18 protein-coding genes are annotated in these 13,430 nt (G+C 63.9%); 9 read left to right on the top strand and 9 right to left on the bottom strand.

Annotation, left to right across the window (positions count from 1 at the left end):
• Nucleotides 1-14 precede the first annotated feature (14 nt).
• Nucleotides 15-233, top strand: coding sequence for an MbtH family protein (locus ACQP1T_RS05025; RefSeq protein ID WP_433758774.1), 219 nt, complete (start codon nucleotides 15-17; stop codon nucleotides 231-233).
• 57 nt (nucleotides 234-290) lie between these two features.
• On the opposite strand, the gene ACQP1T_RS05030 is transcribed toward ACQP1T_RS05025, so the two are convergent.
• The 6 genes from ACQP1T_RS05030 to ACQP1T_RS05055 form a co-directional block, all read right to left on the bottom strand.
• On the bottom strand, nucleotides 291-1,631 hold the full coding sequence (locus tag ACQP1T_RS05030) for a helix-turn-helix domain-containing protein (protein WP_433758775.1): 1,341 nt from the start codon (nucleotides 1,629-1,631) through the stop codon (nucleotides 291-293).
• 515 nt (nucleotides 1,632-2,146) lie between these two features.
• Nucleotides 2,147-2,953, bottom strand: coding sequence for a carboxymuconolactone decarboxylase family protein (locus ACQP1T_RS05035; protein WP_433758776.1), 807 nt, complete (start codon nucleotides 2,951-2,953; stop codon nucleotides 2,147-2,149).
• A 108-nt stretch (nucleotides 2,954-3,061) separates the two neighbouring features.
• Nucleotides 3,062-3,688, bottom strand: a complete 627-nt coding sequence (locus tag ACQP1T_RS05040) for an ESX secretion-associated protein EspG (RefSeq protein ID WP_433758777.1) — start codon at nucleotides 3,686-3,688, stop codon at nucleotides 3,062-3,064.
• A complete protein-coding gene (locus ACQP1T_RS05045) occupies nucleotides 3,689-3,817 on the bottom strand; it encodes a hypothetical protein (RefSeq protein WP_433758778.1) in 129 nt (42 codons plus the stop codon).
• Between the two features lie 50 nt (nucleotides 3,818-3,867).
• Nucleotides 3,868-4,203 (bottom strand): hypothetical protein, encoded by a 336-nt coding sequence (locus ACQP1T_RS05050; RefSeq protein WP_433758779.1) that lies wholly within the window; start codon nucleotides 4,201-4,203, stop codon nucleotides 3,868-3,870.
• Nucleotides 4,204-4,209: 6 nt separating this feature from the next.
• The gene (locus ACQP1T_RS05055; protein WP_433758780.1) at nucleotides 4,210-4,548 is read right to left on the bottom strand and encodes a hypothetical protein; all 339 of its coding nucleotides are present in this window, start codon (nucleotides 4,546-4,548) and stop codon (nucleotides 4,210-4,212) included.
• Nucleotides 4,549-4,694: 146 nt separating this feature from the next.
• On the opposite strand from ACQP1T_RS05055, the gene ACQP1T_RS05060 reads away from it, so the two are divergent.
• Nucleotides 4,695-4,904 (top strand): DUF397 domain-containing protein, encoded by a 210-nt coding sequence (locus tag ACQP1T_RS05060; protein ID WP_433758781.1) that lies wholly within the window; start codon nucleotides 4,695-4,697, stop codon nucleotides 4,902-4,904.
• Nucleotides 4,905-5,079: 175 nt separating this feature from the next.
• Here the strand turns inward: ACQP1T_RS05060 and ACQP1T_RS05065 are convergent, their stop codons facing one another.
• The 3 genes from ACQP1T_RS05065 to ACQP1T_RS05075 form a co-directional block, all read right to left on the bottom strand.
• Entirely contained in the window at nucleotides 5,080-5,550 is a 471-nt protein-coding gene (locus ACQP1T_RS05065; protein ID WP_433758782.1) for a hypothetical protein, read from the bottom strand.
• 35 nt (nucleotides 5,551-5,585) lie between these two features.
• A complete protein-coding gene (locus tag ACQP1T_RS05070; RefSeq protein ID WP_433758783.1) occupies nucleotides 5,586-6,191 on the bottom strand; it encodes a DUF3558 domain-containing protein in 606 nt (201 codons plus the stop codon).
• Nucleotides 6,192-6,313: 122 nt separating this feature from the next.
• Complete coding sequence (locus ACQP1T_RS05075; protein WP_433758784.1) at nucleotides 6,314-6,487, bottom strand: alpha/beta-hydrolase family protein; 174 nt, start codon at nucleotides 6,485-6,487, stop codon at nucleotides 6,314-6,316.
• Nucleotides 6,488-6,849: 362 nt separating this feature from the next.
• On the opposite strand from ACQP1T_RS05075, the gene ACQP1T_RS05080 reads away from it, so the two are divergent.
• From ACQP1T_RS05080 to ACQP1T_RS05110, 7 genes are all read left to right on the top strand, one after another.
• The gene (locus tag ACQP1T_RS05080) at nucleotides 6,850-8,577 is read left to right on the top strand and encodes a hydroxysqualene dehydroxylase (RefSeq protein ID WP_433758785.1); all 1,728 of its coding nucleotides are present in this window, start codon (nucleotides 6,850-6,852) and stop codon (nucleotides 8,575-8,577) included.
• A 29-nt stretch (nucleotides 8,578-8,606) separates the two neighbouring features.
• The gene (locus tag ACQP1T_RS05085; RefSeq protein WP_433758786.1) at nucleotides 8,607-9,500 is read left to right on the top strand and encodes an NAD-dependent epimerase/dehydratase family protein; all 894 of its coding nucleotides are present in this window, start codon (nucleotides 8,607-8,609) and stop codon (nucleotides 9,498-9,500) included.
• Between the two features lie 396 nt (nucleotides 9,501-9,896).
• Nucleotides 9,897-10,121 (top strand): hypothetical protein, encoded by a 225-nt coding sequence (locus ACQP1T_RS05090; RefSeq protein ID WP_433758787.1) that lies wholly within the window; start codon nucleotides 9,897-9,899, stop codon nucleotides 10,119-10,121.
• The gene (locus tag ACQP1T_RS05095; protein ID WP_062983939.1) at nucleotides 10,121-10,309 is read left to right on the top strand and encodes a hypothetical protein; all 189 of its coding nucleotides are present in this window, start codon (nucleotides 10,121-10,123) and stop codon (nucleotides 10,307-10,309) included. Before ACQP1T_RS05090 ends, ACQP1T_RS05095 begins: the two co-directional genes overlap by 1 nt.
• Nucleotides 10,306-11,166, top strand: a complete 861-nt coding sequence (locus ACQP1T_RS05100; RefSeq protein ID WP_433758788.1) for an MlaE family ABC transporter permease — start codon at nucleotides 10,306-10,308, stop codon at nucleotides 11,164-11,166. The genes ACQP1T_RS05095 and ACQP1T_RS05100 overlap by 4 nt, the downstream gene beginning before the upstream one ends.
• A gap of 1 nt (nucleotide 11,167) precedes the next feature.
• Nucleotides 11,168-12,031, top strand: coding sequence for an ABC transporter permease (locus ACQP1T_RS05105; RefSeq protein WP_433758789.1), 864 nt, complete (start codon nucleotides 11,168-11,170; stop codon nucleotides 12,029-12,031).
• A gap of 6 nt (nucleotides 12,032-12,037) precedes the next feature.
• Nucleotides 12,038-13,426 (top strand): MCE family protein, encoded by a 1,389-nt coding sequence (locus ACQP1T_RS05110; protein ID WP_433758790.1) that lies wholly within the window; start codon nucleotides 12,038-12,040, stop codon nucleotides 13,424-13,426.
• Nucleotides 13,427-13,430 lie beyond the last annotated feature (4 nt).

Below are 13,430 nucleotides of genomic sequence, written 5' to 3' on the forward strand. Positions count from 1 at the left end.
AGGAAGGCCGATCAATGACCAACCCCTTCGACGACGATGACGCGCAGTTCTACGTGCTGATCAATGGCGAGGGACAGCACTCCCTCTGGCCGACCTTCGCCGCCGTACCCGGCGGCTGGACCATCGCCTACGGCGCGGCCGCGCGCCGCTCCTGCCTGAAGTACGTCGAAACCAACTGGCTGGATATGCGTCCCGATTCGCTCATTGCCGCGATGCGGTCCGAGGCCAACTGAATAGGTAGGGCGCGCCGGTCCCACACATCCCCCTGCCGACCGGTGCGCCCTACTCCCTCATGCCCGGGTGCGTGGCGTATCGACGACCATCCGAGCCTGCTCGCGCCAGTCGTCCACCGCACGACCCCGGAAACCCGACAGCGCCGTGTCGAATTGTTTGGCGCGCTTGGTGACCGTGAGGCCGACGTAGGTGTGGCCGTTGGTGATCGCGCGGGTCGCCACCGCGCAGGCCTCGTCCACCTCGCCCGAGGCGAGCAGTGCGGTGGCGTGTTCGAACCGGACCAACGCGGGTTCCATGGTCTCGCTCGGGTCGTAGAGCCCGATAGCCCGCTCGGATGCCAGGGCGGTCTGCTCGGCGCGGCCCAAGCGGGAGTAGCCGATGGCCTGATAGAAGGCGAGCTTCTCCGGACGGAAGGAAAATATGCCGATCGAGAGTTGTTCCGCGGGAACATTTTCCAGCGCGTGCTCCGATCGCGCGATGCAGCGGGCGAAGCCGTCGAAATCGCCGAGGCTGGCGTGCGCGCGGGCCGCCATTCCCCACAGCCAGGCCGCCGCAGGACCGTGGCCCGGATCTTCTTCGAGGCGCGGGCTGAGCAGGTTCAAAACTTCCTTCGGATTATCGCTATAGGTTGGTAAATACGACATCCCCGCCAATGCGATGTCCTCGGAATAGCGATCTCCGATGTCCTGGGCGGCGTGAATTGCGGTCGTATACCACAATCGCGCCTGACCGAAATGTCCCTCATTGAACAGAATTTCACCGACCACATTCGCCAGGCGCCCGGCCGTACGGACCAGTCGGATTTGGTGATGGGTCGCCTGCCGCTCCGCGAGACAGCCGCGGACCGCCCGGAATTGGTCGAGCGTGGTCTGCAGCAACTCGTGCGGCGGGACCTGCACGACGCGGGTGCCGAGTGCCTCGACGGATTGCTCGAGCAGGCCGAGCCGCCGTTCGCTCATCGAACCCGCGTCCAGGGTGGCGAGCATCTTCTCCGGTTCGCTCGCGACCAGCTCGGCCGCCTGACCGGCCAGGCCCGCGCCGATGCAGGCCAATAACAATCGCCTTCTCACGTCGTCATCCTCGACTTCCTTGTCGAGCCCGATGTCCCTACCGAGCTGTATCCGATCGAGCGCCGCGCTCGTGTCTTCGGTACCGCGGGCCGTCGTCGGTCCCGCGATCGCGCGCTCGAATCGCGCGACGACGACCGAATCGGCCTCCGATAGCACTCGATCGAGCAATCGCCTGCTTGCGGCATGCATCCGGGTTGTCCGGCCGTTCTCCCACAAGATCACGGTGCGCGGGGTGACGCCCACCAGGCGTGCGAACTCATAGCGACTTCGTTTCATCGCCACGCGAAGAGCGAGTACGTCTTCGCCGGTCCAGTCGACCTCAACCATAGGTCCCGCTCCCTTGTACCAGGCTGAATCAATCGGAAATTACTCGCATTTATCGCATTCGGCTCTGTTATCCACCGAATCGCAACGTGCACGCTGAAGCGGTACCCGGCACCGGGTTTGTGCCCCAAACCCTTTCGGGGGTACCGGCTCTCCTGAGCCCGACGCACGGTCCCGACGCTGTTCCGATCCGCGGCGTTGAAGGCGGGTTCCGGTGGCGCCGCCGGTGCTGGGTGCACTTATCTCTTCGCTGGAGGTGAACAATGGACGTTTTGCATTCGGATATCCGGGAATTGTGGCTCGTGCAGAGCCGCGACTGCAATCAAGAGCCGGTGGGTCTGAGTGATGACCGAGCGCGTTTCATTCTGTCCGTTCATGCCGGACACGGCGCCCGGTGCCGACAGTATCTGGCCGCCTCCGCGCACTGTTTCCGGCGCGCCGCCGAAAAATAGCCACTGCGCCGATGAGGGGTCTCGGTGCGGCGCTCGGTTATCCAGCGCCGCACCGGGTTCGAGTGCTCAGTGCTGCGAGCGCTCCGCGAAGATATTGCGTGCCACGGTGATTCCGTTCAACGCGGCCGGGAACCCCGCGTAACCGGCCATCTGCGTGATGATTTCGACCACCTCGGTCTGGGTGCCACCGACATTCAGCAGACCGTGGATGTGCACGCCGAGCTGCGGCGCCGCGGTACCGAGCGCGGTGCACATGGCGACGGTGACCATCTCGCGGGTCTTCAGGTCGAGTCCGGGACGCGAATACACATCGCCGAAGGCGTATTCGATGATGTAAGTGCCGAGATCCGGTGCGATATCGCGCAGTGCCGCGACCACCTGCTCACCCGCATGCCCATCGACCTCGGCGATTTTCGCATTCCCTCGCTCGAACCGATCGCCCTGCGGTGCCGGGCCGGGTTCGGCCGGGGCGGGAAGGTCGGTGCGCGATTCGAACACCTCGCGAGCCGCGCCGATCCCATTGAGCGCCGCCGGGAATCCGGCGTACAGGCTGACGTGGATCAACGTCTCGACGATCTCTTCCCGGGTGCACCCGACATTCAGCGCACCATCGATGTGAAAACGTAACTGTGGCAACGCATTCCCCATGGCAGCCAATGCCGCCACGGTAGCGAGCTGCCGTTCGCGCAGCGTGAGTCCTGGCCGCGACAGCACGTCGCCGTACCCGAACTCGACGGTCATCCGCCCCAGGTCCGGCGCGATATCGGCCAGACTGTCCAATACTGCGGGCCGCTCCTGCCCGCCGATCTTCTGCAGCAGCGCCAACCCGCGCTCGAACCGGTCATTGCTGGTAGAGGTCTCTGTCTTAGCCATGCCCCGACTCTAAAAGTTGGAGCACACTCCAACGCAAGCCTGGGATTCGCCGCACCGCAATCAAGTGAATAGCGGGTCGGCCCGGGGGATTGAGCGGTCGTCGACGATTTACCGACCCGAATTGTGGCGAGGCGACCGCATGCGACCCTGTTCTGCCTCCAGCGGGGAGCGGGTGGCGCGGGCGATCCAGGTGGTGAAGTGGGCGACGAGGTCGGTGGCTGTGGTGGGGAGGGCGGTGCGGTATTGGTCGTGGAGTTCGGTGTAGCGGCCACAATTGGTGATGTCGTGCCATTGGATGGCGGCAAGGGGTTTGTCCGGTTTGCCGACGGGGCCGGTGTAGAGCAGGGCGGAACCGCCGCCGTCTGCCGGGCGATGCAGCAGGCGTCGGTAGCGGTCGAGCGAGGTGTCGCTGTCGGGTCGGTCGCTGAGGTCTTCGGTGGCCTGCGGCTGGGTTCCGGGTTTGCAGGGCGGAAGGCTTTCGACGAGTTGCGCGGGGAGGTGATCGGTGGGGAACAGACGGCAGCGGATCGGGCCGTCGGCGTCGCCGAAGGTGGTTTGGGCCAACGACATCGCGTGGTCACCGGTGCTCGCGCCGACGACGCGGTAAACCTGGACGCTGGATCCTTCGTATCGGGTTGTGCCGCCCAAGATTTCGATGCGGACGGCACAAGTGGTCAGAGTGTGGAGGGCGAGTTGGATTTCTTCATCGCGGCCGTAACGTTCGCGCACGATCATTCAGTGGGCGTCGAAGTCGGTGCGGTAGGGAAAGCGGCTGGTGAAGCGGAGTGGGTTCGGAAACCGGATGATTCCGGGCCGGAACCAGAGGGCGGCGAAATCGTCTGGTTCCCAGGTCCATTCGGCCATTGACAAGCTCCGATCGATAGTGGAATGAGAGGTGGGCAAGTCGTGCTTGTTCACCAGGGCTTGCCCCAGAGTCGGTGTCGGCGTGCTGAATCGGGGTGGATGCGCCCGGCCGCGACCAACGCATCGAATGCGGCGCGCTTGCGGTCGCAGTCGTGCTCGCGGTGCAGTTGCATCGCCAGGTGGGCGTCAGCGAGGGTGAGCGGCTGCTCGGGTGGGCCGCATGTCCACGCCTTCGGCCACTCGACCGGGCGTAATCGGCAGCGGCGTGTGGCGGGCCGGTCGCGGCGTGGCTGATCGATCGGCCACACACACCCCATGGCGACCATCGCGAACGCACCGACCCCGATGACGGCGAGGACGCTGTGCACTATTTGCCACGGCCCCATGGCCGTTCACCGCTCGCCGCCGTTGCCGGGGAAGGTCGGCGGTAGCGCCAGTTGGGTGAGTCCGTCGAGCACTTGGTGCAATGTCACGAGTTCGGGTATGCCCTCGGCGAGAGGGTGGTCGGCGGTGTAGACAGGAAAGTCGATGCCGCGCAGTCGTGCTCGTTCACGCGGGCTCGACTGCGGTGGCGTGATCCGGCCGTACCGCACGAGCGTGTAATACGCGACCCGCTTCCACGCACACCGCTGGATCCGGCATGCGAGGTGTCGACGCATCTGCACATGCGCAAATTCGACCTCGGCGAGACCACAGATATTCGGTGGGTTGAGCAGAGCGTCTTCGTACATCACGCCGCCCCCGTGCCAAAGCCCGGCAGGCGCCGCCCCGAGCGCGTCCAAGTGCCTTGCGGGCAAACGGTTTCCAGATCGAACCCCGCGTCGCAGACCAACGCGGGCCGACAGTCGACGTTGGCAATTGCAGAGGAGTACGAAGCTTGAGTGTCGACCTGTCCGCCGCGAGATGGTTCAAGAGCAGCCGCAGCGGCACCGGCGGGGACTGCGTGGAGGTTGCACATCTCGACGGGGGCATGGTCGGAGTTCGCGACTCCAAGAACCCAACCGGCCCGGCATTGGTCTTCACCCCCGGGGCCTGGGATGCCTTCACGGCCTGCGTCACAAACGGAGCATTCGACCACTACGCCTGAGCCTGATCGAGTACCGCAGCTGCCCCATCCTGACGAGCCCCATGCCGCGATAGGGCTCTTGTTCTCTCAACATCGGTCAAATCCGTGCTCGCGCAGAGGTTCAGGTTTTTGGGGCGGCGTGTTGTGCGGAAAGTCGTTGTGCGACAGTGTCGAAGTTGTGCGTGAACCGGTAAGGCTATAGTCCTGGCCAGGAGAAGATCTTGGCTTGGGCGGGTGGCTGTTGTGGCAGATTTGCTTCCAAGTCTTGGTATTTCGTCGCCTGCTCGGTGTCGACGCCGGTGAGGCGTTCGCGGACGGTGCGGAACAGGGTTTGGAAGTCTTCGATGATCTTGTAGTGCGACTCCATTACCGCATAAACGCTGTTCTCCGAGCCTCGGGATTTTTCCCGCCAGCGCTTGACCATCGTCTTGGCGGAGATCAGGTCTCGGTCGCCCTGCGTGGGGAAACCCTCACCAAGACCCCATTTATCCTGCTGCGAGACCTCGGTCATGGTTCGCTGTATCTTCAGGATCACGTCCTTGACGTATTCGCAGTCGCGATCGATGTAGACGAACTTCTCGAGGTCCATCCGAATCGTCAACCGACCCTCACGGGCCTCGGTGATCAGATTCGCCAACGGGCTCGCTGTAGTCGTGTCGTCAGCCATGCCAATCCCTCCCAGTTGGGTCCGTGAAGCAGTGGTCAGGCGGTGGCGGGCAGACTTGGAACAACTTTCTCCGCCAAACTCCGAGCCAAGTCACATGAGTCAAGGCTTCCCGTGCTGGTCGACTTCGGGTTGTTCAGGTTGAACTCGAGACTGCCGCCTTTCAGCTCTACATCCACGGTGCATGCCTCTTTGATGTAGGGGCCGTCGAACTGGCGGGTTGAGATCGCGCGCCTGCCGCTAATGGTGAACTCGGTAGTCTCAGGGAAGTTGCGGCTGCGAATGAGATCGACCGTGAGATTCGTGGTGCGAATGCTGACCGAGTAACTGCTGGATCGCACCCAGGCACAACCACGCCACTTCACCCCGCCGTCCGCATCGCCGTTCGCAGGGTCCTTACCGTGCAGCTTCTCCGAATCCAACACGGCTTGCGGGACGTCCTTACAGGGGTCATATGTGCGTGGAACATCGGCAGCCAGCGACGACCCTGCACTCGTAGAAGTGGCGACCGGTTTCGCGTCCCCATCAGTCGAAGACCCACACCCCGACAGCAGAACCACAGCACCAACCCCCAACACAACACCGAGCGGCATCTTCCCCCTGCTGATCATCCATTCCTCCTGGTCGCGCGGTGTCGACGGCATCGATCAGGGTCGGCCCGCTCTCGCCCCCTGTTCAGTTCGTTCGACCGTACCGGCCACTTGATCCGCCGACAAGCAACGGCTGTCTCGGGTTCGACACCGATATTCGAGGTCGGCAGCATCCATCAGTATGATCGATTGGCCGAAACGCTGTGCACGGCATGGGATTCCGCGGCCAACGACGTGGATGCGGTAGCCAATGGCGAACGAACCTTCCGGTCGAAGGCTCCTGTGCGCTCCAGTTCGGAGACCGCGAGCTCGGCCCGCGCATCACCGCTCTGCGCCGACTCCAGACCCACATATGCCCGGATCGGCTCGCGCGGGCTTACCGGTGATCACATCCCGGCAAGACCTGGTCTGAGTCGAGGCAGGCGCCTTGTGATGGCAGGTGGCTCACGCGCTGCGTCCATGAAGAGAATCCACATCAACATCGATGGGTGGCGGTGGCAGCCGCGAGCGAACGATACGGAGGTACTCCTAGACCATTTTGTGGGCACCGATGCGTCGTCGGAAACGGCTACGCACAAGAAGAATAGTCGGTAACATCTTGCGACATCGCAGGCGCCTGTGCGCGGCTCACATGGACGTGGCAGGCCGGATGGTCGGGAGATTCAGCATGCGGACCAAGCAGTCGCGACGAACATTCATCAGGAACGCCGCCATGGCCGGCGGAGTCGCCGCCGCCATGACATTGGCGCCCACCGGCGGGCGGGCCAGCGCACAGCCGGGCCGGTCCGTCGCGGTCTTCGGTGCGGGCCCCGCGGGTCTGACCGCAGCGCACGAACTAGCCGAACGCGGCTTCGCGGTCACGGTGTACGAAAGGCTCGGCGCCTTCGGCGGCAAGACCCGCAGCATCTACGCCGACGGCCTACCCGGCGAACACGGATTCCGCAGCTTCTTCGGCTTCTATCACAATCTGCCCGATACGCTGCGCCGAATCTCCTTCCCCGGCAACGCGAACGGCGTATGGGACAACTTGGTTCGCCTCAATGCGGCGATGATCGCGGGCATGGACCGGCACAATCTCACCGTCCCCCTGCCGTTCCCGCTGCCGCTGTCCCAATTCCCGATGACCCCCAAGGGATTCATCGACTCCGTCGCATCGGTCTTCGAATCGCTGTTCCGGCTGCCGCTGACCGAAGCGGTCTTCGCCGCGGAGCGCTTGGCCGTCTACGTCTCCAGCAGCACCGAGCGCAAGCTGGGGCAGTGGGAGCGCATGACCTGGACCGATTTCGCGCGCCTGGACAACTCGTCCCCGGAATACAACCGTTTCCTCGGCGACGGTTTCATCCGCGAACTCGTCGCCACCAAATCCGTCAACTGCAGCGCACATTCGATCGGGCTGGTCGGTGAGGAATACGTCTGGTCGCTGCTGAACCTCAACAACGACAGCGACGGCAAGGGCAACGACCGTGTGCTCAACGGCCCGACCACCGAGGCGTGGATCAATCCGTGGATCGATTATCTGCGCTCGATCGGCGTGACTTTCCAACTCGGCCAGCGTCTTTCGGGCTTCGACAGCGACGGCGCGCATCTCGCCTCGGCCACCGTGACCGACCAGGGTGGCGCGCGTCATCGGGTGGAGGCCGACTACTACCTCAGCGCCATCCCGCTCGACAAGTTCCCCGATGTACTCACCGACGATATGGTCGCGGCCGATCCGAATCTCGAGCGCATCCGAAATCTGCAGGCCGCTTGGATGGTCGGCATCCAATTCTTCCTGCGCAAACGCGTGGACCTGGCGAATGGTCACGTCGGCTACAACGACGCGCCGTGGGGACTGACCTCGATCAGTGAGGCCCAATTCTGGCGACGGCCGCTGACAACCTACGGCGACGGCGCCGTCCAGGATGTGTTGTCCGCCATCATCTCCGAATGGGATGAGCCGGGCACCTTCAACCACAAGCCCGCCATGCGGTGCACCCCCGAGGAGATCGCCCGCGAAACCTGGGCGCAGATCAAGGCGCACGTCAATGACGACGGCGAAATCCAGCTCGCCGACGAAATGCTGCACTCCTGGATGATCGACCCGGCGCTCACCGACGCCGGTACCCCCGAAATTGCCTATGACGACGCGATTTTCATTCAGAATCCGGGCTCGTGGTCCGACCGACCCGACGCCGCCACCGCGATAGATAACCTCTTCCTCGCGGGCGACTGGATCAAGACCGGCATCAATGTCGCATGTATGGAGGGCGCGAACGAAGGCGGCCGCCTCGCCGCCAACGCCATCGTGCACGCATCCGGCTCATCGGCCGGACTCGCCACCATCACCCCGCGCTTCACCATGCCGCTCTGGGAACCGCTCAAACTCGTCGACCGCGAGCTCTACAAAGCCGGCCAACCCAATATGTTCGACATCATCGATCGTCGCTACCCGATCCGGTAGCCGACCAGGGCCTTCCATAGGCTCCCGCCGTGCGCGTACTTGTGACGGGAGCGGCAGGTTACCTCGGTCGGGCCGTTGTTGCGGCCTTGGCGGCGGCCGGACACGACACCGTCGCCATGGTGCGCTCGGAGCAGTCGATCATCGCGCATGCCGATGAGATTCGCGTTGCGGACCTGCTCGACTCCGATGCACTTCGCCGGGCCGTCGACGGCGTGGATGCGGTGTGTCACCTGGCCGGGCTCACCCGGGTGCGGGAGTCGATGGCCGACCCGCTCCGGTACTTCGGGGTCAACACCGTCGGGACCATCGCCCTACTCGATGCCATGTCGACCGCCGAGGTACCCCGACTGGTATTCGCCTCGACCGGCGCGATCTACGGCGATGTCAGTGGGCGGTCGATCGCTGAGGAGCTGCCCGATAACCCGCCCCATCCCTACGCGAGCAGCAAGCTGGCGGCCGAATCAGTCGTCGAAGCCCACGATGCCGCCGCTGTTGTACTTCGGCTGTTCAATCTGGCGGGCGGATGCGACCCGGACCCCACTCGGCTCATCCCGAGGGTAGTCAGCGCCGCGGCACGGAATGAACCGTTGGAGGTCAACGGCGACGGCAGCTCGGTCCGTGACTACGTACACGTTTCCGATGCCGCGAATGCCTTCGTAGCCGCCCTCGAACACCTGCCATCGCCGGGCACGACCGAGCGGTACGTGATCGGTAGCGGCCAGGGCGCGAGTGTCCGCCAGGTTGTTGCCGCCGTCGAAGAGGTATCGGGACGTCGCCTGGCACTCATCCATCGCCCGGCAGTGCCGGAGCCGAGTTCGCTGGTCGCCGATCCAGCAAAGGCGACGAACCAATTAGGTTGGGTGCCAACGCATTCCGCCATCGTGGCGATAGTCGACCAGATGTGGCACGCCTACGCGGGCTAGCGGGCAACCCGTTCTGTTCCGCGCGGAGGCGGTCGCGCGGATCGGCAATCGGTCCGCTGCCGTCCCGTCGTGGGCTGGGATTGCCCCGGCATCCGCGTTGCCCATCTTCGAATACTCCTGCCATCAAACCGGCTCGAAGCAGGCCAGCCATAAGTTATGTTACTCAAGATTCTTGACGTTCGGAACAGAGTATAGCTGTCTGTACTGGGTTATCTACCGAGATTCGTCGAACTAAGTGTTCTCAAGTTCTTCCGAAACCGTAGGAATCATGCGTAACATACGCACCCATACCCGACCGATCGCAGCGTGATCGGCCGCACTCGCGCCGCAGCGATACCTCGTCCCGGCGCGCATCCGGCCGTGCCACGCGGGCGGCGGGGGAAAGGACACAGGCGCATGCTCAAGAAGCTGGATCGAATATTCAGCTACGAGATGAAGGTCTCCGAATTCCTCGGCACCATCATCATTCTCGCCATTCCATACGGGATCGTCGGCCTCATCTGGACGCTGACCCATACCAGCCATCTGCACCGCATGCACGGCATCGACGTGGTCATATCCTTCCTCGGCTCGATCGTGTGCTGGCCGGTGCTCACCTTCTCGAATGTGTGCATGACCTGATGATGATCTTGGTTTGGCTCATCGACATCTTGGTGATCGGCGTCAAGATCCTCGGGGGGCGGATGAAAGTCAATCCGGTGCTGCGCTTCGGGCTCTGGCTCGCCGTGCTCAGCACCGCCTTCGCCGGTATCGCCGTGGTCGGCTATCTCCTCGTCCTGCTGCAGCATCAACTCAGCGGGTCGGCATGAGTACCGGCCTCACTGAAAGACCGACTGAGCCAACGGATTTAGAACGTGCCATCGAAGATCTGAAAGGCTTGTGGCAACGGCATCCGCAGCGATCACTGGAGACCTTGGGTCGCCAGGTTCGGCTCATGCGCGATGCCTTGGTCGAGATGCTGCGCGCGATGTCGGTGCGCCGCTTCCCATTCCACGAGTTCATCAAGCAGTGCGCGTTCATGGCGAGCGTTTCCGCCGCGCCGACGGTATTCGTCGCGATTCCGGTCGCCGTCGTCGTCTCGATCCAGGTCGGTGCGCTGGTGAATCAGGTTGGTGCGACGACCTTTATCGGCGCGGTCAGTGGTCTGGGCATCATTCGGCAGGGTGCGCCGCTGGTCACCTCGCTGATGATCGCGGGTGCGGTCGGTTCGGCCATCTGCGCCGATCTCGGCTCCCGCACCATTCGCGAGGAGATCGACGCGATGATGGTGATGGGTGTCGATCCGGTGCGCCGACTGGTCGCGCCGCGACTGCTGGCCGCGATCCTGGTCAGCATGCTGCTGTGCGGATTCGTGGTCTTCGTCGGCTTCGCCACCGGCTATATGTTCAACGTGTACGCCCAGGGCGGCACGGCGGGTTCGTTCATCAGCACCTTCGCCTCCTTCGCGGTGGCGAACGATCTGGTGATCGCGCTGGTCAAGGCCGCCATCTTCGGTGCGCTCACCGCGATCATCGCCTGCGATATCGGCCTGCACACCAAGGGCGGTCCCGGTGGGGTCGCCAACTCGGTGAATGCGGCGGTGGTGAATTCGGCGCTGATGTTGTTCGCGACGAACATCATCATCACCCAGATCTACAACACGCTCTTCCCGGCGAAGGTGATCTGAGATGGGCACCCGATACACCCCGCCCGCGCTGAAGCCGTTCCGCGTGGCGGGCGCGGTCGCCAGCGTGCCGATCCAGGCCAATCGGCGCCTCGGCCATCAGGCGATCACCTTCTGTCGAGCGGTGGCAGCGATTCCGTTCGTGCTCAGGCACTATCGCAAGGAAGTGCTGCGGCTGACCGCCGATGTCGGCTGGGGCAATGGTTCGCTCATCGTCGGTGGCGGCACGGTCGGTGTGGTCATCATCCTGTGCGGATTCGGCGGGATCACCGTCGGCATGGAGTCCTACACCGCGCTGAATCTGCTCACCATGAATCCGCTGACCGGCGCGATCTCCGGCTTCGCGACGACGCGTGAAATCGGCCCCATCCTGGCGACTCTCGCCTTCGCCATCCAAGCGGGCTGTCGTTTCACCGCGCAGCTGGGTGCGATGCGGATCTCGGAGGAGATCGATGCGCTGGAATCCATTGCCATCCGACCACTTCCATATCTGGTCACCACGCGGATGATCGCCGCCACGCTGACCATCGTCCCGCTCTACAGCGTCGGCCTCGCCGTCGCGTACCTGATGACGAAGCTGGCCGTGTTATTCCTCGGCGGCACCTCCGCTGGTACATACGACCACTACTTCTTCCAATTCCTCAACGGTATCGATGTCTTGTTCTCGGTCGTCAAAGTCGTTGTGTTCGTGCTCATTGCGACCTTCATCCAGTGCTACTACGGCTATATCGCCACCGGTGGTCCGGAAGGCGTCGGTCACGCCGCGGGCCGCGCGATCAAGATGGTGATCGTCGTCATGGTGTTCGTGAATCTGTTTCTGACCCTTGCGATCTGGGGGATCGACCCCGGATTCCGGATTTCGGGGTAGGTGGCGATGCTGCTCGATCCAAGTGGGCGCGGACCCACCGCACGTCAACTCACCCTCGCCGGAATCGCCATGGCCACGGCGGCGGCATTGCTGCTGTACTTGCTAGGCCTGCGCTATACCGGATATTTCCAGGACAAGGTCTCGGTCGTCGCCGTGCTCACCAGCACCGGCGACGGGCTGCCCACCCATGCCGATGTGAAATTCCGCGGCATGATCGTGGGTTCGGTGGCCGGTGTCGATGTCGTCGCCAAGGGCGAACGTCAAAACGCGGCATTGGATCTGAAACCGGCTGTGGCTGGCCTGATTCCGGCGAATGTGACGGCGCGGGTGATCCCCAACAACATTTTCGGCGTGACCGCCATCGAACTCGTCGACAACGGGCACGCCACCGAAACCCTGCGCGCTGGCGCGCGAATTCCCGAGGACACCAGCGAAGGCACCGTGCAGTTGCAGACCACACTCAGTGTGCTGCGCGATGTGCTCGACCACATCCAGCCGGAGAAGCTCGGCCGGGTGCTCGCGACACTCGCCGACGCACTCGATCCCGCCGCGCGGGTGCCGGGTTCCACCATCGAACGCCTCGATACCTGGCTCACCCAAGTGCACGCGATTCCCGGCGTCGGCGATCTGCTCGGCAATCTCGGCCGGGCGGTGACGGCGCTGAGCGTTTCGGCGCCGGAGCTGGTCGGTGTGCTCTCCGATTCGGTGACCACCGCACGCACGCTCACCGAGCGGCGCGACAACCTGGTCGCACTGCTGACCAATGCCAGCGGCGCGGTCGACTCGGTCAATTCGCTGTTCGCGCGCAATCCGGACGCCGGGAAGGATTTGGTCATCGGACTCGACGGCCTGTTCGGCGGTCTGGCCAGGGATCCACAGGCCATCCCGGATACTGCCGCCAACCTCAATGCCACGCTGCGCCGACTCGGCACGGCCTTCGGATTCGGACCGGGTCGGCTGGTGTGGAAGATGGATGTCAGCTTAACGCCGTTCCAGCAGTACACGGCCAAGGACTGTCCGCACTACGGCACCATGTCCGGTCCGCGCTGTGGTGGCAGTACGGTGCCGGATGTCGCACCGCCACAGGAGTTTCCACCGCAGCTGATGCCCCAGCGGTTGTCGGCCGCGGGTCCAGCGCCCATTGCTCCGGCACAGGGGCTCCCGAGTCTTCCCGGGCTGCCGAGTCTTCCTGGACTGCCGATGATTCCGGGCATCACGGCACCGGCGGCAGCGACAGGTGAACCCGCCCAGCCGAATTCGGATCTGCGCGGGCTCGATGCCGCGGCGGCGATCGTCGGCGGCCGACCGACCACCGCGCAGTATCTGGTCTTGGCTCCGGTACTGGCCGGTGCCTCGGTGACCGTCTACGACAACGCACCGGACGAGGGGCGGTGAGCAC

This window comes from Nocardia sp. CA-135398, from assembly GCF_050955845.1.
Taxonomy (GTDB): domain Bacteria; phylum Actinomycetota; class Actinomycetes; order Mycobacteriales; family Mycobacteriaceae; genus Nocardia.